This window comes from Mesorhizobium album (assembly GCF_033977205.1).
In the GTDB taxonomy this organism is placed as follows: domain Bacteria; phylum Pseudomonadota; class Alphaproteobacteria; order Rhizobiales; family Rhizobiaceae; genus Mesorhizobium; species Mesorhizobium album.
This window is the reverse complement of the sequence record NZ_JAVIIW010000007.1, coordinates 142,288-165,656: the sequence shown is the minus strand read 5'-3', so window position 1 is coordinate 165,656 and position 23,369 is coordinate 142,288. Positions and strand designations below refer to the sequence as shown.

Genomic DNA, 23,369 nt, shown 5'->3' with positions numbered 1-23,369 from the left:
GCAACGCGGACGCGGCATCTAGACGAGGATGTCAGCCCGCAGGATTCGTGACGATGCGCGAGACCGGCCTGATGTGGGCGAACGTGCTGCGGGCGTTCCAGGTCGGGAAAGCTTTTGCGAGCGACAGGTCGCCGTCGAGTTGGATGCGGTCCTCGCGGGTGGCCTGGGCCCAAGTAAGCTGTCCGGCGTGCCATTTGACGAAGGCTTCGGCTTCCGCCGTGACGTAGAGGTCCTCGTCGAGGCCGGGATTCGTCTTGCAGATCTCGGTGTCTCCAAGCTCGATAAGTAGCCAATAGCGCTCACGGCGTGGGCGGCCGGTGAAGTCGAAACGGATGACGACGCGTCGATCCGGCAGCCGGTCCCGGCGTAGCGCATTGCACATCGACCACAGGGCCACAAAGGGGTCGAGATGTTGGGGGGCTATTTCGAGCCAACGCGCTCCCCATTCGCCGAGCGATTGGCAAACCGCGAAGAGGTCGTGGCCGGCGAATGTGAGCTCGTAGTGGCGCCCGCGCCCGTCGGGCTTGGGTGCCGACTCGACGACACCGACCGATTCGAGCTGCTTGAGCCGCTCCGAGAGCAGCGTACGGGAGAGTCCGGGCGCGCCCTCCAGGATCTCGCTGAAGCTTCCGCAGCCAAGATACAGGTTGCGGACGATCAGCGGTGTCCAGCGCTCGGCGAAAATCTCGGCGCCACGGGCGATGGGGCAGTACTGGCCGTACGTTCTCACACCACCAGTGTTCCACGCCCGCCGTCGGCTGTGAAGTCCAGATTCTTGACTATACGGCAGCGCTACACGGTGGTCCGATGCTGCCTTCCTTCGAGAGAGGAGGACACGATAATGACAACTATGATCGCAGACGTCGGCCACCGGAGCCAGGATACAGGCGTCGCGGAGATCGGAGATTTCCGGGGCAGGCTGATCAGTGCCGACCAAGCCGACTACGACACCACCCGCGCGGTGTGGAACGGCGCCATCGACCGGCGCCCGCGCCTGATCGCCCGATGCATCGGGACGTCCGACGTGATCACGGCCGTGCGTTTCGCCCGCGGCCACGATCTGGAGATCGCCATACGAGGTGGAGGCCACAATGTGGCGGGCACCGCCGTTTGCGACGACGGCATCGTCGTCGACCTCTCGGCGATGCGGGGCGTGCGGGTCGATCCCGTAAACCGCAGGGCCTGGGTACAGGGTGGCGCGCTGTGGGGCGATGTCGACCACGAGACGCAGGCGCAGGGTCTCGCCACCACTGGCGGAATCGTTAGCCACACTGGAGTTGCCGGACTCACCCTCGGCGGTGGCGTCGGCTGGCTGATGCGCAAGCATGGCCTCACGGTCGACAACCTCGTCGCCGCCGAACTCGTGACGGCCGACGGCGAGCTGCTGCGGGCATCCGAGGACGAGCACCCCGACCTGTTCTGGGCGCTCAGAGGCGGCGGCGGCAATTTCGGCGTGGTCACCTCGTTCGAGTTCCGTCTCCACGCCGTCGGGCCGACCGTTCTGGCCGGGCCCATCCTCTGGGACGCGAACCACGCCGCGGACGTCCTCCGCTTCTACCGCGACTTCGTCCGCGATGCTCCCGACGAGCTCGGCACGGTCGTGAGGTTCGGTACCGCCCCGCCGCTACCCGTCATCCCTGAGTATCTGCACTGGCGCCCCGTGATGATCGTGGGTAGTTGCTACGTCGGGCCGATAGAGGACGGTGAGAAGACGCTCCGGCCGCTCCGCGCATTCCGGACTCCCCTCCTCGACCTTGTCGGGCCTAAGCCGTACGCGGCATTCCAGAGCGCGCTCGACTCGACCGTCGTCCATGGCTGGAACTACTACTGGAAGTCCACCCACCTATCCGAGCTTCGCGACGACCTCATCGACGTGATCGCAGGGCATGCGTTCTCCTCTTCGTCGCCACGGTCCTACGTGGCGATGTTCCATCTGAAGGGGGCGGTGAGCCGGGTGGCCGAGGGTGAGACGGCATTCGGGAACCGCCAGGCGTCGCACGCGATCACCCTTGATGCGGTGTGGCGGCCCGGCGAGGACTATGGCGACCGGGATACCGCCTGGACGAAGAGGTTTTTCGCCGCCCTCGGACACTTCCGCGATGGCGTTTACGTCAACTTCCTCGGCGGCGACGAAGATCCGGACCGGGTCCGCGAGGCGTACGGCGACTCTGTCTACGACCGGCTGGTGGACGTGAAGACCACGTACGACCCCGACAACGTCTTCCACCACAACCAGAACATCCGCCCGGTTTGAGTGACGGTGTAGGCGGTTTCGACGGCGCGGGCGATGATAATATGTGGGGTAGTGTTGGATGAGCGCGCCACTGCCGCAGGCGCCTGGGCGGCGCATAATCGGGCGCCTGGGCGGCGCGACGCGAAGCCGTCAGCCGAAAGACCCACCGAACATCTCCCGCGCCTGTTCGGCCGTATAGTAGCCCAGCCGCACATCCTCGGCGACGAGCTTCGGATCGCGCTCGCGCGGGTCGCCATAGCCGCCTCCGCCGGGCGTGCCGACCCGCACGCGATCGCCGGCCTTGAGCGCGATGTCCTGCTCCTTGGAAAGATGCGGCGGCACATGCGCTTCGCCGCCCCGGAACACGGTCACGCTGTTCGGCGCACCGTCCCTGCCGCCGAGCGCGCCCTGCGGCCCGAAGCGGCCGTGATCCATGACGAAGGACGCGCGGGCTTCACCCCGCAATATCTCGACCTCATAGGCAAGCCCGAAGCCGCCGCGATGCTTGCCCGCGCCGCCCGAGCCTTCGCGCAGCGCATAATGCCGGTAGAGCACTGGGAACGCCTGCTCCATAATCTCGACCGGCGGCGATTTCGAAATGCCGATGGTCGAGCAGCCATTGCTCAAGCCGTCATGGCCGGCATTGCCGCCATAGCCGCCGCCCGAAATCTGGTACATCACATAGTCGCGCCCGCGCGCCGGGTCGTTGCCGCCGAGCGCGAAATTGCCGCTGGAGCCGGCGGGTGCGGCCGTCACCTTCTCCGGCAGCGCCTGCACCATGGCTGCGAACACGGCTTCCGCGATGCGCTGCGAAACCTCCGCCGCGCAGCCGGAGACCGGGCGCGGATATTTCGCGTCGAGGAAAGTACCTTCCGGCCGCTTGACATTCAGCGGCTGGAAGGCGCCGGCGCTGATTGGCACTTCCGGGAAGATATGGCGCATGGCGAGATAGACCGACGATAGCGTCGTCGCCAGCACGCTGTTCATCGGCCCGGCGCAAGGCTTCGACGAGCCGGCGAAATCGAAGGTCAGCGTGTCGCCCTTCTTCTCGACGGCGAGGTTGATGGTCAGCGGCTCGTTCACCACGCCATCGGAATCGACGAAGGCCTGCGAGCGGTAGACGCCGTCCGGTATGACGGCGATCGAGGCGCGCATCTGGTCGGCGGCGCGGCGCCGCAGCTCGGCGATGGCCTCGACAACAGTTTCATCTCCGTAACGATCGAGGATTTCATTGAGCCTGTCCTGGCCGATCAGCAGCGCCGCGGCCTGCGCGCGGATGTCGCCGATGCGCTGGTCGGCGACGCGGATGTTCGAGCAGATGATGGCGTAGATCTCGGGATCGAGCGCGCCCTTCTTGAACAGCTTCACCGGCGGCAGGCGCAGGCCTTCCTGCTCGACGGCGGTGGCCGAGGCCGAGAAGCCGCCCGGCACCGAACCGCCGATGTCCGGCCAATGGCCAGTGTTGGAGAGCCAGCAGAAGATCTTTCCGCCGCGGTAGACCGGCATGACGAAGCGCACATCCATCAGATGCGTGCCGCCGAGATAGGGGTCGTTGACGATGTAGATGTCGCCGGGTTCCGGCGCCAGGCAGCGACCGTCGGCGATCATCTCGATCACCGTCTTCGTCGAATATTGCATGACGCCGACGAACACCGGCAGGCCCTGGCTGCCTTGCGCGATCAGCGAGCCGTCGACCGCCGAATAGATGCCATCCGAGCGGTCGTTGGCCTCGGCGATGACCGGCGAGAAGGCCGCGCGGGAGAACGTCAGATCCATCTCGTCGCAGACCTGCTGCAGGGCCGCCTGCAGCACCGAGAGCGTGATCGTGTCGAGCTTTGCCATATCAAGCCTCGCTGATGTCGATGATGATGTTGCCGTCGGCGTCCGAGCGCGCATGGTCGCCGGGTTCCAGCACTGTGGTGGCATCCATCTGTTCCAGGATCGCCGGACCCTCGATTGTTGCGTCGAGCGGCAGCTTTTCGCGGGCATAGACCGGCGTGTCGTGCCAGGTCCCGTGGTACCAGACCGGCCGGATCTCGCGCCGCGCTTCGTCAAGCGTCGCCGCGCGCCCGGCCGGGTCGATCAGTCGCGACAGGTCGATTTGCGGCCGCACGCCGGTCACCGACGTGTTGAGGTTGACGAGGTTGGCGCGGATCTCCGGCAGCTCGACCTTGAAACGTGCGAAATAGGCCTTTTCGAACAGTTGCTGCAAGGTTTCCCGCGTGACCGACGATGATGGCAACGGCACATTGATGATGTGCGTCTGGCCGACGAACTGCATGTCGGCGGAATGGGTGACGCGGATCGCGTTCGGCCTCACCGCTTCCTTGGCGATCAGCGCCTCACCTTCGTTCCGGTGCCGTTTCAACACCGAGCGCATAAGGCTTTCATCGAGGCCAGCCACCGGCAGGTTGATTGTGTTGACAAAATCGTGCCTGAGATCTGCGACGACGCATCCGAGCGCATTGGTGATGCCGGGCCGCGCCGGCACCAGTACCCTGGGCAGGCCGAGCTCGCGGGCGAGTGCCGTCGCATGCAGCGGCCCGGCGCCGCCGAAGGCAAACAGCGCGAAGTCGCGCGGGTCGTGGCCGCGCGACACCGAAACCATGCGGATGGCGCCCGCCATCTTCATGTTGCCGAGTCTGAGCACCGCGCCGGCCGCCTCTACGCCGGAGAGCCCGGTGTGCTTGCCGATCCTGTCTTCGAATATGCCGGTGACGCGCTCGATGGTGACCGGATTGTCCACCGCCAGCAGCTTCTTCGGCGCCAGCCGACCGAGCACCAGATTGGCGTCGGTTATGGTCGGTTCTGTGCCGCCGCGCCCGTAGCAGATCGGGCCGGGATTGGCGCCGGCGCTTTCCGGGCCGATCTGGATCAGCCCGGCCGCATCGACGCGCGCGATCGAGCCGCCCCCGGCGCCGACGGTGTGCACCGCCACCATGGGCACATGGATCGGCATCGCATATTCGATCTCGATCTCGTTCGACACGGCGGGTTCGGCGTTGCGGATCAGCGCCACGTCGGTCGAGGTGCCGCCCATATCGTAGGTGACGAGGTTGCCGAAGCCGGCGCGCTTTCCGGTGTAGGCGGCGGCAATCACGCCGGAGGCGGGGCCGGACATCACCGTCTTGGCCGATTCCTGCGTGACGAAGCGGGCCGAGATCATGCCGCCATTGCCGTTCATGATCAGGAAGTCGCGCGCATAGCCTTTTGCCGCGAGTTCCTTGCGCAACCGCTCGACATAGCGCTCCAGGATCGGCTGCACCGAGGCGTTGACTGCGGCCGTCACGCCGCGTTCGAACTCGCGCGCTTCCGAAAGCAGCGCATGGCCGGTGGTGATGTGGCCGTTCGGCCAGAGCTCCGCGGCAATCTCGGCGGCGCGACGCTCGTGCGAGGGGTTGGCGTAGGAATGCAGGAAATGGATGACGAGCGACTCGCAGCCCCTATCCAGCAGCCGCTTCACCGCGTCGCGCATCTCGTTTTCGTCGAGCGGGATGCGAACGGCGCCGGACGCTTCGACCCGCTCCGACACTTCGAGCCGCAGATCGCGCGGAATGACCGGCACGAAGGTGCCCGTCATGCCATAGGCCTGGGGCCTGGTGCGCCGTCCGAGCTCGATCACGTCGCGAAAGCCGCGCGTGGTGATCATGCCGGTCCGTGCCAGCCGGCGCTCCAGCACGGCATTGGTCGTTGTCGTCGTGCCATGCACGATGAGGTCGATGCCGTCGACCGGAAAGCCAGTCGCGGCAAGGGCGGCGACTACGCCGAACGCCTGGTTTTCCACCGTGGTCGGCGTCTTGGCGATATGCACCTTGCCGCCTGCCTTGCCGTCGATCAGCAGCAGGTCGGTGAAGGTTCCCCCGACATCGATGCCTGCGACAACATTTCCCGCCGATGCCGAAAATTTCTCATCCATTATCGAAACCCGAAATGCTAAGACTACGGATATGTCCCAGTTTGGAAAGGTGTTTTACGCCTCGATCTTGACCTCAAGATCGTTTGTATACTAATAAGTTTCCAACACAAGGGCCTACTGCTGGCAGTGTGTGAGAGGCGCGTCGGAACCCGACCGTTCGGACGCGCAGGGATAAGGTTTGGCGCCAGCGCCTCGCGTCCGCGCCGGAAAGTTGGGTTTGATGAACACGACATCCGCGGTCAACATCGCCGGCGCCAGGCCACTTCAGTTTCCGATCCCGGCCAATGTCTACGCCGAAACGGTGGTTTCGGTGAAGCATTACACGGACCGGCTGTTTTCGTTCCGCATCACCCGCCCGCAGTCGCTGCGCTTCCGCTCCGGCGAGTTCGTCATGATCGGCCTGCCCAATGCCGAGAAGCCGATCTTCCGCGCTTATTCGGTCGCCAGCCCGTCCTGGGACGACGAGCTTGAGTTCTTCTCGATCAAGGTGCCGGACGGTCCGCTGACCTCCGAGCTGCAGAAAATCGAGGTCGGCGACACCGTCATCATGCGCCAGAAGGCGACCGGCACGCTGGTGCTCGACGCGCTGACCCCGGCAAAGCGTCTGTTCATGATCTCGACTGGCACCGGCATCGCGCCCTTCGCCAGCCTGCTGCGCGATCCCGAGACCTATGAGAAGTTCGACCAGGTCATCCTCACCCACACCTGCCGCGACAAGGCCGAACTCACCTACGGCCAGGAGCTGGTGGCGGCACTGGAGAACGATCCGCTGATCGGCGAGCTGACCGAGGGTCGCGTCACGCTCTACAATTCGACGACCCGCGAGGAGTCGCCGCGGATGGGCCGCATCACCGCGCTGATCGGCTCGGGCAAGTTCTATTCCGACCTTGGCATCGAGAAGCTCAACCCCGAGACCGACCGCATCATGATCTGCGGCTCGATGCATATGCTCAAGGACGTCAAGGAACTCGCCGAGAGCCTCGGCTTCCAGGAAGGCTCGCTGAGCCACCCGGCAAGCTTCGTCGTCGAGCGCGCCTTCGTCGGCTGACGGCGCGCCGCCTCTCTTCGATTTTCTCTTTTGACCATGCGGTCAAAATTGAGCTGCTTTCGCGGCCTTTTTCCGTTATGACGCTTTCAAGGACTCGTGAAGCATCGCTTCACGGGCTATCTTCGGCTGAGGCCGCTGATGAAAGGGCAGGAGATGAGCAGCACGATCCGCGAGGCCGGCGCAGGCGCCGGCGCATCCAAGGTTATGCCGCTACCTGCGCGCGCCGCCGCCAACACGCCGATGCCGCTGGAACACGGCATCGCCCGCAATCCCGGCATGAAGCTCGATCTAGGCTTCCTCGAATCCGTGCGCAGCGTCAACCGCTCGGCGCTGGAGCGGCGTGTCGCCACGCTGACCAAGCGGCGCTCGATCAAGGCCGACAACCAGGCCGCCTGGCTGCTGCGGGCGATTGCCTGCATGGACCTCACGACGCTGAATTCCAACGACACCGACGAGCGCGTGCGCCGGCTCTGCGCCAAGGCGATCAATCCGCTTCGCAAGGATATCGTCGAAGGTCTGGGCATCGCCGGCGAAACCATCCGTCCGGCGGCGGTCTGCGTCTATCATCCCTTCGTCGCCACCGCGGTCGAGGCGCTGCGCGGCACCGGCATCCATGTCGCCGCCGTCTCCACCGCCTTTCCGCATGGCCTTGCGCCGCTCTCGACCAGGCTGCAGGAGATCGAGGCCTCGGTGCGCGACGGCGCCGACGAGATCGATGTCGTCATTCCGCGCGGCCTGGTCTACGGCGCCAAATGGCGCGAGCTGTTCAACGAGATCGTCGCCATGCGCGCCGCCTGCGGCGATGCGCACTTGAAGGTCATCCTCGGCACCGGCGATCTCTCCACGCTGCGCAATGTCATGCTCGCCTCAATGGTGGCGATGATGGCGGGCGCCGATTTCATCAAGACCTCGACCGGCAAGGAAAGCGTCAACGCCACGCTTCCCGTCGGCCTTGCCATGGTGCGCGCCATCCGCGCCTATTTCGAGGAGACCGGCTACCTCATCGGCTTCAAGCCGGCCGGCGGCATTTCCACCGCCAAAGCCTCGCTGGACTGGCTGGTCCTGATGAAGGAGGAGCTCGGCCGGCCCTGGCTCGAGCCGGACCTGTTCCGCTTCGGCGCCTCCAGCCTGCTCACCGACATCGAACGCCAGCTCGAGCATCACCTGACCGGCCATTATTCGGCCAACCATCGCCACGCGATGGCGTGAGCAGGCCATAACCTTGAACGTCGAGTTCGAAGGATCGCCAACCTCGCCAAGAATCTCCTCTTAAAGGAGCGCCCCATGAATATTCTCGAACGCTATCACGCCATGGAATACGGCCCGGCGCCGGAAGCCCGCAACGAGGCCGATGCCTGGCTCGCGGGCCGCGACTTCTCCAAGGCACTGTTCATCGACGGCGCCTGGAAGGCGGCGGCAAGTGGCAAAACTTTCGACACCAGCGAGCCGTCCTCCGGCAAGCTGCTCGCCAAGGTCTCGGATGCGGGCGCCGCGGACATCGACGCCGCGGTCGCGGCGGCCGCCAAGGCGCTGCCGAAGTGGAGCGCCAGTTCGGGCTACGCCAGAGCCAAGGTGCTTTACGCCATCGGCCGCGCCATGCAGCGCCACCAGCGCCTGTTCGCGGTGCTGGAATCGATCGACAACGGCAAGCCGATCCGCGAGAGCCGCGACATCGACGTGCCGCTGGCGATCCGCCATTTCATCCACCATGCCGGCTGGGCGCAGACGCTGGAAAAGGATTTTCCCGACCACAAGGCGGTTGGCGTCGTCGGCCAGGTCATCCCATGGAATTTCCCGCTGCTGATGCTCGCCTGGAAGATCGCGCCCGCGCTTGCCGCCGGCTGCACCGTGGTGCTGAAGCCGGCCGAATTCACGCCGCTCACCGCCATCCTTTTCGCCGAGATCTGCGAGCGCGCCGGCGTGCCGAAAGGCGTCGTCAACATCGTTCAAGGCGGGCCCGAAGCGGGGGCTGCGATCGTCAATCATCCCGGCGTCCAGAAGATCGCCTTCACCGGCTCTTCGGAAGTAGGCAAGATCATCCGCAAGGCGACGGCCGGATCGGGCAAGAAGCTTTCGCTGGAGCTTGGCGGCAAGTCGGCCTTCATCGTCTTCGAGGATGCTGACCTCGACAGTGCCGTCGAGGGTCTGGTCGACGGCATCTGGTTCAACCAGGGCCAGGTCTGCTGCGCCGGGTCGCGCCTGCTGGTGCAGGAAGGCATCGCCGAAGCCTTCGTCGCCAAGGTCAAGGTGAGGATGAGCCGGCTGCGCGTCGGCAGCCCGCTCGACAAGAACACCGATATCGGCCCACTGGTCGACCGCACGCAGCTCGACCGCGTCAAGGGCCTGATCGCCGAAGGCGCGAAGCAAGGCGCCGTGTGCTGGCAGCCGGACGCCGCTCTGCCGGCCACAGGCTACTATCATCTGCCGACGCTGGCGACGTCTGTTTCGCCGACTAATATCTTGGCGCAGGAGGAGGTGTTCGGACCGGTGCTCGCGACGATGAGCTTCCGCAACACCGAGGAAGCCATCGAGCTTGCCAACAACACCCGCTACGGCCTTGCCGCCTCGGTATGGAGCGAGAACGTCAACCTCGCATTGCACGTCGCGCCGCAATTGAAGGCCGGCGTCGTCTGGGTCAACGGCACCAACATGTTCGACGCCGCCTGTGGCTTCGGCGGCTACCGCGAAAGCGGTTTCGGCCGCGAAGGCGGGCGCGAAGGCATGTTCGAATATCTGGCAGTGAAGCTGCCCATTGGCCCCGTCATCAAGCCCGCCACAGCCGGCTCGGCCCAGCCCGTCGAGCAGGCCGACGGTTCGGCCATCGACCGCACGGCAAAGCTGTTCATCGGCGGCAAGCAGGTGCGGCCGGACGGCAATTATTCGCTGGCCGTTGCCACCGCCAAGGGCGAGCTTGCCGGCGAGGTTGGCCTCGGCAACCGCAAGGACATCCGCGACGCTGTCGCTGCCGCGCGCGCCTGCAGGGCCTGGCCGGATGCCACGGCCTTCAACCGCAGCCAGGTGCTCTACTATTTCGCCGAAAACCTTTCCGGCCGCGCCGAGGAGTTCGCTGCACGCCTTGTCCAGCTTACCGGCGTCACGGCAAAGGCCGCGCGGGAGGAAGTCGACCTTTCCATCGAACGGCTGTTCCTCTATGCCGGCCTCGCCGACAAGTTCGAGGCGCGCGTGCACCAGCCGCCGGCCCGCGTCGTCACTTTGGCGCTGCATGAGCCGGTGGGCGTGGTCGGCATCGTCGCGCCGGACAACCAGCCGCTGCTCAACTTCATCTCGCTGGTGGCGCCGGCGCTCGCCATGGGCAACACCGTGGTGGCCGTGCCGTCCGAGCGGCATCCTCTACTTGCCACCGACCTTTACCAGGTGATCGAATATTCCGACATTCCGGCCGGCGCCATCAATATCGTCACCGGCCGCAGCGCCGAACTTGCCGGCGTGCTGGCCAAGCATGACGATGTCGACGGGCTCTGGGTGTTTGCCGATGCCGACACCTGCGCCAAGGCGGAAGCCGATTCCATCGGCAATCTTAAGCGCGTCTGGACCGGCAATGGCCGCAACCTCGACTGGGCTTCGGCCGACGCCGCCGGCGAGGCCTTCCTGCGCCGAGGCATTGAGGTCAAGAACGTCTGGGTGCCTTACGGCGACTGAAGCGCGTTTCCAAAACAGGCGGCGCGCCTTGCAAATTCGGGCGCGTTTGCCGCAGATCTCCCGGCTTGACGCGCCGTCATGTGTTCTTTAACCAGAAAAAACAATTAGCCTGCGGCAAGCAACCGGTCAGGCAGCAGGTTCGGCTGGCACATTGCGTCCCGTCTGGCCGCCGGTAAGAACAGCTTGCGTGACCTGGAGGGAAGAATGGCGGATCTGACAGGCAAGGTGGTCGTCGTCACCGCGGCGGCGCAAGGCATAGGGCGGGCGAGCGCGCTGGCTTTCGCCAAGGCAGGCGCCACGGTTCATGCCACCGACATTAACGAGCCACTGCTAGCCGAGCTCGCCAAGACATCTGGCATCAAAACCCGCAAGCTCGACGTGCTCGATGACGCAGCCGTCGCGGCTGCCTTCGCCGAGATCGGCCGGGTTGATGTGCTGTTCAACTGTGCCGGCTTCGTCCATTCGGGCTCCATCCTCGAAATGAAGGATGAAGACCTCGAATTCGCGCTGAACCTCAACGTCCGCTCCATGATCCGCACCATCCGCGCGGTGCTGCCCGGCATGCTGGAGCGCGGCGACGGGTCGATCATCAACATGGCGTCGCTGGCAAGCTCGCAGAAGGGCGTGCCGAACCGCTTCGTCTACGGCCTGACCAAGGCGGCGGTCGTCGGCCTCACCAAGGCGGTCGCCGCCGACTATGTCGCTCGAGGAATCCGCTGCAACGCCATCTGCCCCGGCACGGTCGAGAGCCCCTCGCTGCAGGACCGTATGCATGCGCAGGGCGACTATGAGGCGGCGCGCGCCGCCTTTATCGCCCGCCAGCCGATGGGAAGGCTCGGCACGCCGGAAGAAATCGCCGATCTCGCCGTCTATCTGGCGGGAGCGAGCTATACGTCGGGTCAGGCCTACAATATCGACGGCGGCTGGTCGATCTGACGACAGGAAGCTGGGCAGCGTTGCCAGGAGATCGGAGAGTCTGAAAATCCCGCCCCCTCCGGATCTTTGAGTGGCATGCGCGCTTGCCGGGTATCAGGCCGATAGGTACGGTCCGCCCGGCTTCGCAACGGACAATCGCCCCGGCGAACGAGTTTGCAGAATGGCCTTTGGCCGCAGGAAGGAGAACAAAGATGAAGTTGCTGCGCTATGGCGAGGTGGGGAGCGAACGTCCCGGCCTGCTCGATCAGGATGGCACGATCCGCGACCTTTCGGCCTATGTCGCCGACATCGCCGGCACGGCGCTCCATCCGGCTTCGCTGGACATGCTCTCGAAACTCGATCTGAAATCGCTGCCGGCGGTTTCCGGTAGCCCGCGCATCGGCGCCTGCGTCGCCGGCACGGGAAAATTCATCTGCATCGGCCTCAACTATTCCGACCATGCCGCCGAGACCGGCGCCACCGTGCCGCCGGAGCCGATCATCTTCATGAAGGCAAGCTCGGCCATCGTCGGGCCGGACGACGACGTGCTCATCCCGCGCGGCTCGGTCAAGACCGACTGGGAGGTCGAGCTCGGCGTCGTCATCGGCAAGACCGCGAAGTATGTCAGCGAAGACAATGCGCTGGACTATGTTGCCGGCTATTGCGTCGCGCACGACGTGTCGGAGCGTGCTTTCCAGGCCGAGCGCCAGGGCCAGTGGACCAAGGGCAAGTCCTGCGACACCTTCGGTCCGATCGGCCCGTGGCTGGTGACCAAGGACGAGATCGCCGACCCGCAGAACCTCAAGATGTGGCTGACCGTCAACGGCAAGACTATGCAGAACGGCTCGACCAGGACCATGATCTACGGCGTCAAATATCTGGTTGCCTATCTCAGCCAGTTCATGTCGCTGCATCCCGGTGACATCATCTCCACCGGCACCCCGCCCGGCGTCGGCCTGGGCATGAAGCCGCCGGTGTTCCTGAAGCCCGGCGACGTCGTCGAGCTCGGCATCGAAGGCATGGGCCAGCAGATGCAGACGTTCAGGGCGGACGAGTAAGGCGCTGCCCTCTCCTTCTCCCCTTGTGGGAGAAGGTGGATCGGCGCGCAGCGCCGAGACGGATGAGGGGTGCTGGACGGAGTGAGGCGTCGAATATCGAAGGATTGTAAGGCGGCGATCCTTCCAACACCCCTCATCCGCCGCCTTCGGCGACACACCTTCTCCAACAAGGGGAGAAGGGGGCGCCGGCGCTTATTTCAGCACCTTCCCATCCGCTCCGAAGCGATACGTCTTCGCCGGATCCGGCGTCGCATAAAGCGTCGCGCCCGGCTCGGCATTGTAGACGCCGAAGATGCGCACCGTGAGCAGCCCGGCCTTCTCGCAGTCGAGATAGAGGTTGGTGTCGGCGCCGAGATGCTCGGCATGCACCACCGTGCCTTTCCAGGCACCGGCTTTCGCGTCGACGGTCAGATGCTCGGGGCGTACGCCGACGGTTTTCGCCGTCTCGCCTAGCTTGGCGCCGTCGATGAAGTTCATCTTCGGCGAGCCGATGAAGCCGGCGACGAACTCGTTGGCCGGCGAATTGTAGAGCTCCATCGGGCTGCCGATCTGCTCGATTCGCCCCGCATTGAGCACTACGATCTTGTCGGCCAGCGTCATCGCTTCGACCTGGTCGTGAGTGACATAGATCATCGTCGCTTTCAGCCGCCGGTGCAGCTGCGCGATCTCCAGCCTTGTGTTAACGCGAAGTGCCGCATCGAGGTTCGACAGCGGCTCGTCGAAGAGGAAGAGCTTCGGCTCGCGCACGACGGCGCGGCCGATGGCGACGCGCTGGCGCTGCCCGCCCGACAGTTCCGCCGGCCGCCGCTCCAGATAGGGCTCGAGCGACAGCATGGCCGAAGCGATCTTGATGCGGCGGTCGATCTCGGCCGAAGGCGTGCCGGCCTGCTTCAGGCCGAGGCCCATATTGTTCTTCACCGTCAGATGCGGATAGAGCGCATAGGTCTGGAACACCATGGCGATGCCGCGCTTGGCCGGTGGCGTGACCGAGACGTCGTCGCCGTCGATCAGCACGCGGCCGGAGGTCGAATCCTCCAGCCCGGCGATCACACGCAGCAGCGTCGACTTTCCGCAGCCGGACGGGCCGACGAAGACGACGAACTCGCCGTCATTGACCGCGAGGTCGATGCCCTTCAGCACCTCGACCGGCCCAAACGCCTTCTTCACATTCTCGATGTTCAGCGAGCCCACGGCTTCGTCCTTGTTCTAGAGTTTGATTGGGGCGCCGGTGCGCACGCTCTCGTCCGCGGCGAGGCAGACGGCGAGCGACTTCACAGCGTCGTCCATGTGGCGGGTGAGGTCGATGTCCTCGCGGATGGCCTTGAGCAGGAAGGCCTGTTCGCGGTCGCAGAGCTCCTGGTGTCCCGGTTCGCCCTCCATCGACAGCAATTCGTCCTCCCTGGCGAACCTGCCGTCCGGTCCGGTCGCAGCGCTGTGCAGGCGGATGGTCGAGGTCTTGGTGTGGGTGTCGATGTCGTCGGACTTCACGCCCTCCTTCATGACGATCGACACGCAGCCCCTGGGCGACATCACGTCCTTCACGAAGAAGGCGGTCTCCGAGATCATCGGACCCCAGCCGGCTTCGTACCAGCCGACCGAGCCGTCGTCGAACAGCACCTGCAGGTGGCCGTAATTGTACATCGACGGCGCGACCTCATCGGAGAGCCGCACCCCCATGCCGCGCACCTCGACCGGCCTGGCGTCGGTGATCTGCAGCATCACGTCGAGATAGTGCACGCCGCAGTCGACGATCGGCGAGGTCGTCTGCATCAGCTGCTTGTGCGTCTCCCAGCTATGGCCGGAGGACTGCTGGTTGAGGTTCATACGGAAAACGTAGGGACCGCCGAGCTTGCGTGCCTCGGCGATCAGCCGCATCCAGGACGGATGGTGGCGCAGGATATAGCCGATCACCAGTTTCCTGCCGTTGGCCTTGGCGGCATCGACGACGCGCCTTGCGTCTGCCACCGTGGTCGCCAGCGGCTTCTCGACGAAGACATGGCAGCCCGCCTCGAACGCCCGCACCGCATAGTCGGCGTGGCTGTCCGAATAGGTGGCGATCGCAGCCACGTCCGGCTTCTCGTCGCGCAGCGCGTCCTCGAAGGAGCGGCGGATAGCATAGCCGGCGAGCCCCTCCGGTAGCGGCACATCGGAACGATTGACCAAGGCCGCGATCTCGAAGCCCGGATTGGTGTGGTAGGCGAGCGCATGGCTGCGGCCCATATTGCCGAGGCCGGCGACGACGACGCAAAGAGGTTTTTCAGAACTCACTTGACGGCTCCGGAGGTGATGCCGCGGATCAGCTGCCGCGAGAAGATGACGTAGAGGATCAGCACGGGCAGGATCGCCAGCGACAGCGCCGCCAGGATCGCGTTCCAGTTGGTGACGAACTGGCCGAGGAAGAGCTGCGCGCCGAGCGTCACCGTCTTGGTCTCTTCCGACGGCGCCAGGATCAGCGGAAACCACAGGTCGTTCCAGATCGGGATCATGGTGAAGACGGCGACGGTCGCCATGGACGGGCGCACCAGCGGCAGCACCAGGCGGAAGAAGATCGTGTATTCCGACAGCCCGTCGATCCTGCCTGCATTCTTAAGGTCGTCCGAGACCTGCTTCATGAATTCCGACAGGATGAAGATCGCGAGCGGCAGGCCTTGAGCGGTGTAGACCAGGATCAGCGCCGTCAGCGTGTTGACCAGCCCGGTCGCCACCATCAATTGCAGGATGGCGACGGTGCCGAGCCGGATCGGGATCATGATGCCGAGCGCCAGATAGAGCCCCATCATCGTGTTGCCGCGGAAGCGGTATTCCGAAAGCGCGAAGCCGGCCATGGCGCCGAACAAAAGCACGAAGAACAACGAGGCGACGGTGACGACGAGGCTGTTCTGGAAATAGTGCAGGAAGTCGCCCTGTCCGAACACGGTTGCGTAGCCGATCAGGTCGAAGGTCTTCGGCGTCGGCGGCGTCAGCGGCGCGCCAAAGATGGCGGCGCGCGACTTGAACGAGTTCACAATGACCAGGATCACTGGGAACAGTGCGATCACCGTATAGGTCAAAAGGACGGCGTGGGCGCCGATGGTGCGGGGAAGCGAATGTGTTGCGGTGCTCATGGCGCGCCCTCAGAACTGGTAGCGACGCAGGCGCGTCTGGACGAGGAACAGGTAGACGCAGACGCCGGCCAGGATAATCAGGAACATCATCGTGGCGATCGCAGCACCCATGTTCGGGTCGCCGACCTGCAGCTGGAAGCCGAAGAAGGCCCGGTAGAGGAAGGTGCCGAGGATGTCGGTCGAATAGTTCGGACCGGCCAGTGCGCCTTGCGCCGTGTAGATCAGGTCGAAGGCGTTGAAATTGCCGACGAAGGTCAGGATCGAGATGATGCCGATGGAAGGCAGGATCAGCGGCAGCTTGATCTTCCAGAACTGCGCCATGCCGGTGATGCCGTCGCATTCGGCGGCCTCGATCACCTCGTCGGGGATCGACAGCAGCGCCGCATAGATCAGCATCATCGGGATGCCGACGAACTGCCAGACCGAGACCAGGCTGAGCGCGGTCAGCGCATACTGTTCCTTGCCGAGCCACGGCGTGAACAGGCTCTTCAGCCCGACGAAGTCGAGCAGGTGCGGCGCGACGCCCCAGATCGGCGACAGGATAAGCTTCCAGGCGAAGCCGACGATGACGAAGGACAGGATCGTCGGCACGAAGATCGCCGTGCGATAGAACGCGGCGAAGCGCAGCCTCGGGCTGGAGAGAAGCGCCGCCAGAAGGATGCCGATCGGATTCTGCACCAGCATGTGGATGATGAAGAACCAGACATTGTCCCTCAGCGCATTCCAGAAATTCACCGACCAGTTGGGGTCGCCGAAGAGCGTGCGGAAATTGCCGAGCCCGACAAAGACCTGGGATTGCTCGACGTTGCGGAACAGGGAGAGCTGCAGCGTGCCGAACAGCGGCAGGATCATGACCGCCGTGTAGACGAGCACCGCCGGCGCCAGGAAGACGCCGATATGCCAGCGGATCGGTTTCTTGGGTCGTGTTTGTGCGGCCATGAGTTCGGTCCCTGCCGTCTCTCGGTTCCAGGTCGATGAATGCTTAGCTGATGCCTCGATGCGCGGCCTGATTATCCTCGGGGAGGGCAGGGCCAGCGACAGTGCGGCTTCGTCTTCCCCGCAAGGGTGAGGGTAAGACCGAGAGGCGGCGCCGACAATCGCTATCTAAAACTGTCCGAATACCGGCCGGGTTGGCGCCCGGCCGGCTCGATTGGCAAAAGGTTACTTCGCCGGCTTGTACCAGCTGTCGAGGCCGTCCTGCAGCTTCTTGGCCGCGGCTTCCGGCGTGTCGGTGCCGTTGATCACGTTGGCCGATTCAACCCAGGTCTCGTTCTCGAGGTTCGGCGTGCCGCGCGACAGGATCTGGTAGGTCGAGCGGATCGTCGACTTGCACTTGCCGCGCCAGGAGACGAATTCCTGCGCCAGCGGGTCTTCCATCTTCACCGGCGTGCTGTTCAGGCTGAAGAAGCCCGGCAGCGCGTTGGCGTAGATGGTGGCGAAGTCCGGCGAAGCGACCCAGGCCAGGAACTTCTTGGCCTCTTCCGGGTGCTTCGAGGCTGCATTCAGGCCCATGCCGATGTCGGTATGGTCGGAGATGTAGCAGGTGTCGCCAGCCTTCTGCACCGGCGGCGGGAAGGCGCCCATCTTGAACTGCGCCTGCGTGTTGAACAGGCCGATCTCCCACGAGCCGGCCGGGTAGATGGCGGCGCGGCCGAGCGTGAACAGGTTCTGGCTGTCCGGATAGGTCTGCGCCTCGAAGCCGTCGCCGAGATAGGGCTTCCACTTGGCCAGTTCCTTGTAGGGCGCAACCCACTGCGGGTCGGTCAACTTCTGCTCGCCCTTGATCAGCGCCTGGCGGCCTTCCTCGCCCTTCCAGTAGTTCGGGCCGATGTTCTGGTAGCCCATGGTCGCGGCTTCCCAGAGATCCTTCGTGCCCATCGCCATCGGAATATAGGTGCCGTCGGCCTTGATCTTGTCGAGCACGGCGTAGAACTCGTCGACCGTGGTCGGCACCTTGAGGCCGAGCTTGTCGAAGGCGTCCTTGTTGTAGATGAAGCCGTGGATGACCGAAGCCATCGGCACGCAGAAGCTCGACTTGCCGTCATCGGTCTGCCAGGCGGCCTTGGCGACGGGCGAGAAGTTGTCCATGCCGGGCAGCGAGCTGAGGTCGGCGAGGTTGCCCTTCTTGAACAGCTCCAGCGACTTGTCGAACGGCCGGCAAGTGATCAGGTCGCCCGCCGAGCCGGCGGTGAGCTTGGCGCCGAGCGCTGCGTCGTACTCGGTCGGCGCCGACGGCGCGAACACCACCTTGATGCCGGGATTCTTGGCCTCGAAGGCCGGGATCAGCTTGTCCTTCCAGATGGTCAGGTCGTCGCCGCGCCAGCTCTCGATGTTGAGCGTCACGTCCTCGGCGAGAGCCATCCCGGTGGTGCCGAGGATGCTCGTGCCGATGAGAAGGGCCGTCAGTAGTTTGGTCGTCATTTCCAGTCTCCCTGTTGACCTTTTTCAGGTTCGGTTCTGAGAACAGAGGCCTAGCGCCCCTTGCTCCCCTCGATCGCTGAAAGCGCCGGCCTGAGCTTCTGGCCGGCTCCTTCCAGTATCTTCTCGGCCGCATCGGCGTTGGCAGCGCCTGCGGCGAGCAGAATGGCAGTCTTGACCACGCCACCGCTCTCTTCGAGCAGGCGCGCCGCATCTTCCCGGCTGCGCCCGCTGATGGCGGCGACCATGCGGATAGCGCGGTCGCGCAGCTTGATGTTGTCGGCGGTGAGGTTGACCATGTAGCCGTCATGCACATGGCCGAGATGGATGGCGGTCAGCGTCGACAGCATGTTGAGCGCGATCTTCTGCGCCGTGCCGGCGCCCATGCGCGTCGAGCCGGCAATCAGCTCCGGCGGCGTCTCGAGCAGGATGGCGACATCCGCCTCGCTGAACAGCGGCGCGCCCTTGTTGTTGGCAATCGCGATCGTTGCCGCGCCCCGGCGTCGCGCATCGCCGATGGCCTGGACGGCATAGGGCGTTGAGCCGCTAGCCGAAATAGCGATCAGGCAATCGCCCTTGCCAATATTGGCCTTTGCCACCGCTGCCGCGGCTTCCTCCGTATCGTCTTCCGGTCCGCCGGCAAGCGTATGGAACGCCTCGTCGCCGCCGGCGATCAGGATGGCGATGCGGTCGCGCGCGATGCCGAATGTGCCGGGAAGCTCAAGCGCATCGGCAACGGCCATCAGGCCGGAACTGCCGGCCGCCGCGTAGGCGAGCCTGCCGCCGCCCTTCAATTGTCTTGCGATGATTTCGGCGGCCCCGGCGATCGCCGGAATGGCGCCGTGCACGGCCTTTGCGGCCTCGATCTGGGCGTTGGCCAGGAACGTCAGGATGGCGTCCGGGGTCTGGACATCCAGTCCCTCGGCGTTCTGATGAAGCGCTTCCGTGCGCGTCTCGGCCATCCGCTTTCCTCCAACTGAGGAGAACAATACCAAAAAAATACCACTTGTCCACATCCATTAACGGATTTCGCGCTCTGAAATTGGCTTGCCGGTAAATTTCCGTGTTTTTTCAATCAAATACGCCTTAATCTTTTTTGAACCGAAATTAACGCTTGGCTATTGGTATTTTATTGGTATTATCATGCCCGAGGAGAAATCGCGTGAATTTCGTGCTTGGCATCGATGGCGGCGGCACCAGCTGCAGGGCGGCCCTTGCGACCGTCGACGGCGCTGTCGTCGGCCGTGCCAAAAGCGGTGCGGCCAATATCCGCACCGACCTCACCGGCGCGCGCGCCAACATCGTCGAGGCGGCCAGGCAGGCTTTCATTGCCGCCGGCCAGGATCCGGAGCTGATCCCCGAGACCCCTGCCATCCTCGGCCTTGCCGGCGCCAATGTCGGCACCTACAGGCAGCAGCTGGAAGCAATCCTGCCCTTTAGCAAAAGCCGTGTCGAGACCGATGCCGAGATCGCGCTGGAAGGCGCGGTCGGCTCTGGCGATGGCGCGATGGCCATCCTAGGCACCGGCACCGCCTATATGGCGCGTAAAAAGGGCAAGTCGCGCGCCATCGGCGGCTGGGGCTTCCAGGTCGGCGACCAGGGCAGCGGCGCCCGCATCGGCCGCGACCTGCTCGAGCAGACGCTGCTCGCTTATGACGGCATCCGCCCAGGCTCGCCGCTGACGGACGCGATGCTTGCCGTCTTCCGCAACAATCCCGAGGACGTGGTCGAGTTCACCACCAACGCCAAGCCAGGCGACTTCGGCGGTTTCGCGCCCAAGGTGTTCGAGCATGCCGAAAAGGGTGATCCCGTCGCCAACTGGATCCTCGACAAGGCGGTTGCCGATGTCGAGGCCTCGCTCGGCGCGCTCGATCTCGCCGACGATGCTCCGCTCTGCCTGCTTGGCGGCCTGGCGCCGCTCTACGCGCCGCGCCTGTCCGCACGCTATCAGACGCTGCTGAAAGCCCCGCTTGACGACGCGCTTGGCGGCGCGGTGCAGATGGCGGTGCGCATCTTCGCCGGCAAATCGCGAGGTGGCCGATGAGCGCCGCCGACCAGATCTTCGCCATGCTGAAGGAATCCTCGCAAAGCGGCGCGCCGCTCTATTTGCAACTGAGAAAAAGCATCGAGGAGGCGGTCAATCGCGGCCTGATCGGCCCGGGCGACGCGCTGCCGTCCGAGCGCGACATCGCCAGCAAGGCCGACATCTCGCGCGTCACTGTGCGCAAGGCGGTGCAGGATCTGGTCAAGGGCGGCATCCTTGTCCAGCGCCACGGCTCCGGCACCTTCGTCGCGCCGCGCATGGAGCGCGTCGAACAGTCGCTGTCGAGGCTCACCTCCTTCACCGAGGACATGGCGCGGCGCGGCATGGTCGTGCGCTCGGCCTGGCTCGATCGCGGCCTCTATGCGCCCTCGCCGGACGAGATGATGGTGCTCGGCCTGTCGGCGAACGAGCTGGTGGCGCGCGTGGCGCGCCTGCGCATCGCCAACGACACGCCGTTGGCGATCGAGCGCGCCGCGCTGTCGGCCAGCGTCCTTCCCGACCCGGAGGCGATCGGCTCCTCGCTCTACGCGGCGCTGGAATTGACCGGCAACCGCCCGGTGCGCGCGGTGCAGCGCATCTCGGCCGCCAATCTCGGCGACGCCGACGCACGCCTGCTGGAAGTGGCGCCGGGGGTTGCCGGCCTGCACATCGAACGTATTTCCTACCTGGCGAGCGGCAAGGTGATCGAGTTCACCCGCTCGATCTATCGAGGCGACGCCTATGACTTCGTCGCGGAACTCCGGCTGACCGGGCCGGGAGAGGAGATCCGGCCATGAGCGCAACCGCCACCCATATGCGGCGCGAGATCGATGAGATCCCGCAAGCCACCGCCCGCCTGCTCGATGGCTCGGCCAAGGTGTTCGCCGAGGCCGGTCGCGGCCTTCGTGAGCGCGATCCGAATTTCGTCGTCACCGTGGCGCGCGGCTCGTCGGACCACGCCGCCACCTTCATGAAATATGCCGTGGAACTGACCGCCGGGCTAGCGGTCGCCTCCGTCGGTCCGTCGATCGCTTCCATCTATGGCGCGAAGCTGAGGCTGCGCGGCTCTGCCTGCCTCGCGATCTCGCAGTCCGGCAAGAGCCCCGACATCGTCACGATGGCTGAAACCGCAAGGGCCGGCGGCGCGCTCACCGTCGCCATCACCAACACCGCCGACTCGCCGCTGGCGCGTGCCTCGGACTATGCCATCGACATTCTCGCCGGGCCGGAGCGAAGCGTCGCTGCCACCAAGACCTTCGTCAATTCGGCCGTCGCCGCCCTGGCACTTATGGCGCACAGCACCGGCGATGAGGCGCTGCTTTCGGCACTCGCCCGCCTGCCCGAGCATTTCGAGAAGGCGATCGCTTGCGACTGGATGGCGCTCGCCGCGGCGCTCGAGACGCCGCAATCGCTGTTCATCCTCGGCCGCGGTCCGTCCTTCGCGATCGCCAGCGAGGCGGCGCTGAAGTTCAAGGAGACCTGCGCCATGCATGCCGAAGCCTATAGCGCCGCCGAGGTCATGCACGGACCGCTGGCGCTGGTCGGGCCGGGCTTCCCGGTCCTGGCGCTCGCCGCCCGCGACGCCTCCGAGCCCTCGGTGGCGGAGGCCGCCGATGGCGTGGCGGCCAAGGGCGCGGCTGCTTTTATCACCTCCGACAAGGCAAAGAGCGCCACGATGCTCCCGCATGTCGCGACCGGCCATCCGCTGACCGACCCGCTGCCGCTGATCGTGTCTTTCTACGGCTTCGTCGAAGCCTTCGCCCGCCATCGCGGCCTCGATCCGGACGCGCCGCGCAACCTGCGCAAGGTCACGGAAACCGTATGAGCGACCGTTTCGCCCTCACCGGCGCCCGCATCTTCGACGGCACCGACTGGCATCAAGATGCAGCCCTCGTCGTCAAGGACGGCCTGGTCGAGGCCATTCTGCCCGACGGCGCCATTCCGTCTGGCGTGTCCCAGGTCGAGACCGGTGGTGGTCTGTTGGTTCCCGGCTTCGTCGACATCCAGGTCAATGGCGGCGGCGGCGTCATGCTCAACGACCATCCCGACGTCGCCTCGATCGAGACCATCTGCCGGGCGCACGCGCCCTTTGGCACCACGGCGCTGCTGCCGACGCTGATCACCGACACGCCGGCGATCACCGCCGCGGCCATCGCCGCCGGCGCCGAGGCAGCCCGGAAGAAAGCGCCGGGCTTTCTTGGCCTGCACCTCGAAGGCCCCCATCTGTCGGTCGCCCGCAAGGGTGCGCATGACCCGGCCCTCATCCGACCGATGACGGATGCCGACCAGGCGGCGCTGATCGCCGCGCGCCGGGACCTGCCGGTGCTGCTCACCACGATCGCGCCGGAATCGGTCGAGCCGGCCCGCGTCGCGGCGCTGGCGAAGGCCGGCGTCATCGTCAGCCTCGGCCACTCGGATACCGACTACGCCACGGCAACGGCCTTCGCCGAAGCCGGCGCGACCGTCGTCACGCACCTCTTCAACGCCATGAGCCAGATCGGCAATCGCGAGCCGGGACTGGCCGGAGCGGCCATCGACACGGCAAGCCTCTACGCCGGTATCATCGCCGATGGCATCCACGTCCATCCCGGCACGATGACGCTCGCGCTCAACGCCAAAAAGGGGCCGGGCAAGATCCTGCTGGTCACCGACGCCATGGCGACGATCGGCACCGACATGACCTCCTTCACGCTCAACGGCCGCACCATCTATCGCAAGGACGGGAGTCTCAGGCTTGCCGACGGCACGCTGGCCGGCGCCGATCTCGACATGATTTCGGCCGTGCGCTTCGTCCATCGCGCGGTCGGGCTTGGTCTCGATGAAGCCCTTCGCATGGCCTCGCTCTATCCCGCCGAGGCGATCGGCCAGGCGCACCGCCTCGGCCGTTTCGCCAACGGCACCGCCGCCGACATCGTCTGCCTGTCGGAGGATCTGGATGTCAGGAATGTCTGGATCGGTGGTGAGAAGGTGTTTGCCGCCTGAGCCTCTTGGTCG

The 23,369-nt window shown here is 65.2% G+C and carries 19 protein-coding genes; 10 read left to right on the top strand and 9 right to left on the bottom strand.

What is annotated here, in order from left to right; translation table 11 throughout:
• Positions 1 to 31: 31 nt before the first annotated feature.
• Positions 32 to 730, bottom strand: a complete 699-nt coding sequence (locus RFN28_RS08580) for a winged helix-turn-helix transcriptional regulator (protein ID WP_320286941.1) — start codon at positions 728 to 730, stop codon at positions 32 to 34.
• A 111-nt stretch (positions 731 to 841) separates the two neighbouring features.
• Between RFN28_RS08580 and RFN28_RS08575 the strand changes: the two genes are divergently transcribed.
• Complete coding sequence (locus tag RFN28_RS08575) at positions 842 to 2,254, top strand: FAD-binding oxidoreductase (RefSeq protein ID WP_320286940.1); 1,413 nt, start codon at positions 842 to 844, stop codon at positions 2,252 to 2,254.
• A gap of 129 nt (positions 2,255 to 2,383) precedes the next feature.
• Here the strand turns inward: RFN28_RS08575 and RFN28_RS08570 are convergent, their stop codons facing one another.
• Complete coding sequence (locus RFN28_RS08570; protein ID WP_320286939.1) at positions 2,384 to 4,075, bottom strand: hydantoinase B/oxoprolinase family protein; 1,692 nt, start codon at positions 4,073 to 4,075, stop codon at positions 2,384 to 2,386.
• A 1-nt stretch (position 4,076) separates the two neighbouring features.
• Positions 4,077 to 6,149: a hydantoinase/oxoprolinase family protein gene (locus RFN28_RS08565; RefSeq protein WP_320286938.1), complete on the bottom strand. Its 2,073-nt coding sequence runs from the start codon at positions 6,147 to 6,149 to the stop codon at positions 4,077 to 4,079.
• 220 nt (positions 6,150 to 6,369) lie between these two features.
• On the opposite strand from RFN28_RS08565, the gene RFN28_RS08560 reads away from it, so the two are divergent.
• From RFN28_RS08560 to RFN28_RS08540, 5 genes are all read left to right on the top strand, one after another.
• Positions 6,370 to 7,197, top strand: coding sequence for a ferredoxin--NADP reductase (locus RFN28_RS08560; protein WP_320286937.1), 828 nt, complete (start codon positions 6,370 to 6,372; stop codon positions 7,195 to 7,197).
• A 153-nt stretch (positions 7,198 to 7,350) separates the two neighbouring features.
• A complete protein-coding gene (gene deoC / locus RFN28_RS08555) occupies positions 7,351 to 8,406 on the top strand; it encodes a deoxyribose-phosphate aldolase (protein ID WP_320286936.1) in 1,056 nt (351 codons plus the stop codon).
• Between the two features lie 75 nt (positions 8,407 to 8,481).
• On the top strand, positions 8,482 to 10,857 hold the full coding sequence (locus tag RFN28_RS08550; RefSeq protein WP_320286935.1) for an aldehyde dehydrogenase family protein: 2,376 nt from the start codon (positions 8,482 to 8,484) through the stop codon (positions 10,855 to 10,857).
• Positions 10,858 to 11,061: 204 nt separating this feature from the next.
• Positions 11,062 to 11,793: an SDR family oxidoreductase gene (locus tag RFN28_RS08545; protein WP_320286934.1), complete on the top strand. Its 732-nt coding sequence runs from the start codon at positions 11,062 to 11,064 to the stop codon at positions 11,791 to 11,793.
• Positions 11,794 to 11,984: 191 nt separating this feature from the next.
• The gene (locus tag RFN28_RS08540; protein ID WP_320286933.1) at positions 11,985 to 12,830 is read left to right on the top strand and encodes a fumarylacetoacetate hydrolase family protein; all 846 of its coding nucleotides are present in this window, start codon (positions 11,985 to 11,987) and stop codon (positions 12,828 to 12,830) included.
• Positions 12,831 to 13,022: 192 nt separating this feature from the next.
• Here RFN28_RS08540 and RFN28_RS08535 read toward each other — a convergent pair whose 3' ends face one another.
• The 6 genes from RFN28_RS08535 to RFN28_RS08510 form a co-directional block, all read right to left on the bottom strand.
• Positions 13,023 to 14,021: an ABC transporter ATP-binding protein gene (locus RFN28_RS08535; RefSeq protein WP_320286932.1), complete on the bottom strand. Its 999-nt coding sequence runs from the start codon at positions 14,019 to 14,021 to the stop codon at positions 13,023 to 13,025.
• Between the two features lie 15 nt (positions 14,022 to 14,036).
• Positions 14,037 to 15,098 (bottom strand): Gfo/Idh/MocA family protein, encoded by a 1,062-nt coding sequence (locus tag RFN28_RS08530; RefSeq protein ID WP_320286931.1) that lies wholly within the window; start codon positions 15,096 to 15,098, stop codon positions 14,037 to 14,039.
• The gene (locus RFN28_RS08525) at positions 15,095 to 15,934 is read right to left on the bottom strand and encodes a carbohydrate ABC transporter permease (protein ID WP_320286930.1); all 840 of its coding nucleotides are present in this window, start codon (positions 15,932 to 15,934) and stop codon (positions 15,095 to 15,097) included. Before RFN28_RS08525 ends, RFN28_RS08530 begins: the two co-directional genes overlap by 4 nt.
• A gap of 9 nt (positions 15,935 to 15,943) precedes the next feature.
• Positions 15,944 to 16,873, bottom strand: coding sequence for a carbohydrate ABC transporter permease (locus RFN28_RS08520; RefSeq protein ID WP_320286929.1), 930 nt, complete (start codon positions 16,871 to 16,873; stop codon positions 15,944 to 15,946).
• A 222-nt stretch (positions 16,874 to 17,095) separates the two neighbouring features.
• Positions 17,096 to 18,355: an ABC transporter substrate-binding protein gene (locus RFN28_RS08515; protein WP_320286928.1), complete on the bottom strand. Its 1,260-nt coding sequence runs from the start codon at positions 18,353 to 18,355 to the stop codon at positions 17,096 to 17,098.
• Positions 18,356 to 18,405: 50 nt separating this feature from the next.
• On the bottom strand, positions 18,406 to 19,314 hold the full coding sequence (locus tag RFN28_RS08510; protein WP_320286927.1) for an N-acetylmuramic acid 6-phosphate etherase: 909 nt from the start codon (positions 19,312 to 19,314) through the stop codon (positions 18,406 to 18,408).
• A gap of 200 nt (positions 19,315 to 19,514) precedes the next feature.
• Here RFN28_RS08510 and RFN28_RS08505 point away from each other — a divergent pair, with 200 nt between their 5' ends.
• From RFN28_RS08505 to nagA, 4 genes are read left to right on the top strand one after another with little or no spacing between them, the layout of a single operon-like run.
• Entirely contained in the window at positions 19,515 to 20,396 is an 882-nt protein-coding gene (locus tag RFN28_RS08505) for a glucosamine kinase nucleotide-binding domain-containing protein (RefSeq protein ID WP_320286926.1), read from the top strand.
• Positions 20,393 to 21,172: a GntR family transcriptional regulator gene (locus RFN28_RS08500; RefSeq protein WP_320286925.1), complete on the top strand. Its 780-nt coding sequence runs from the start codon at positions 20,393 to 20,395 to the stop codon at positions 21,170 to 21,172. Before RFN28_RS08505 ends, RFN28_RS08500 begins: the two co-directional genes overlap by 4 nt.
• On the top strand, positions 21,169 to 22,200 hold the full coding sequence (locus RFN28_RS08495; RefSeq protein WP_320286924.1) for an SIS domain-containing protein: 1,032 nt from the start codon (positions 21,169 to 21,171) through the stop codon (positions 22,198 to 22,200). The genes RFN28_RS08500 and RFN28_RS08495 overlap by 4 nt, the downstream gene beginning before the upstream one ends.
• Entirely contained in the window at positions 22,197 to 23,357 is a 1,161-nt protein-coding gene (nagA, locus tag RFN28_RS08490) for an N-acetylglucosamine-6-phosphate deacetylase (RefSeq protein ID WP_320286923.1), read from the top strand. The genes RFN28_RS08495 and nagA overlap by 4 nt, the downstream gene beginning before the upstream one ends.
• Positions 23,358 to 23,369: the final 12 nt, after the last annotated feature.

What these genes read in the sequence shown, in the direction of transcription:
- RFN28_RS08525 (WP_320286930.1), bottom strand. Translation starts at nt 15,934, where the DNA reads ATGAGCACCGCAACACATTCGCTTCCCCGCACCATCGGCGCCCACGCC.
- RFN28_RS08500 (WP_320286925.1), top strand. Translation starts at nt 20,393, where the DNA reads ATGAGCGCCGCCGACCAGATCTTCGCCATGCTGAAGGAATCCTCGCAA.
- RFN28_RS08515 (WP_320286928.1), bottom strand. Translation starts at nt 18,355, where the DNA reads ATGACGACCAAACTACTGACGGCCCTTCTCATCGGCACGAGCATCCTC.
- nagA (WP_320286923.1), top strand. Translation starts at nt 22,197, where the DNA reads ATGAGCGACCGTTTCGCCCTCACCGGCGCCCGCATCTTCGACGGCACC.
- RFN28_RS08495 (WP_320286924.1), top strand. Translation starts at nt 21,169, where the DNA reads ATGAGCGCAACCGCCACCCATATGCGGCGCGAGATCGATGAGATCCCG.
- RFN28_RS08510 (WP_320286927.1), bottom strand. Translation starts at nt 19,314, where the DNA reads ATGGCCGAGACGCGCACGGAAGCGCTTCATCAGAACGCCGAGGGACTG.
- RFN28_RS08565 (WP_320286938.1), bottom strand. Translation starts at nt 6,149, where the DNA reads ATGGATGAGAAATTTTCGGCATCGGCGGGAAATGTTGTCGCAGGCATC.
- deoC (WP_320286936.1), top strand. Translation starts at nt 7,351, where the DNA reads ATGAGCAGCACGATCCGCGAGGCCGGCGCAGGCGCCGGCGCATCCAAG.
- RFN28_RS08540 (WP_320286933.1), top strand. Translation starts at nt 11,985, where the DNA reads ATGAAGTTGCTGCGCTATGGCGAGGTGGGGAGCGAACGTCCCGGCCTG.
- RFN28_RS08550 (WP_320286935.1), top strand. Translation starts at nt 8,482, where the DNA reads ATGAATATTCTCGAACGCTATCACGCCATGGAATACGGCCCGGCGCCG.
- RFN28_RS08520 (WP_320286929.1), bottom strand. Translation starts at nt 16,873, where the DNA reads ATGGCCGCACAAACACGACCCAAGAAACCGATCCGCTGGCATATCGGC.
- RFN28_RS08575 (WP_320286940.1), top strand. Translation starts at nt 842, where the DNA reads ATGACAACTATGATCGCAGACGTCGGCCACCGGAGCCAGGATACAGGC.
- RFN28_RS08570 (WP_320286939.1), bottom strand. Translation starts at nt 4,075, where the DNA reads ATGGCAAAGCTCGACACGATCACGCTCTCGGTGCTGCAGGCGGCCCTG.
- RFN28_RS08560 (WP_320286937.1), top strand. Translation starts at nt 6,370, where the DNA reads ATGAACACGACATCCGCGGTCAACATCGCCGGCGCCAGGCCACTTCAG.
- RFN28_RS08545 (WP_320286934.1), top strand. Translation starts at nt 11,062, where the DNA reads ATGGCGGATCTGACAGGCAAGGTGGTCGTCGTCACCGCGGCGGCGCAA.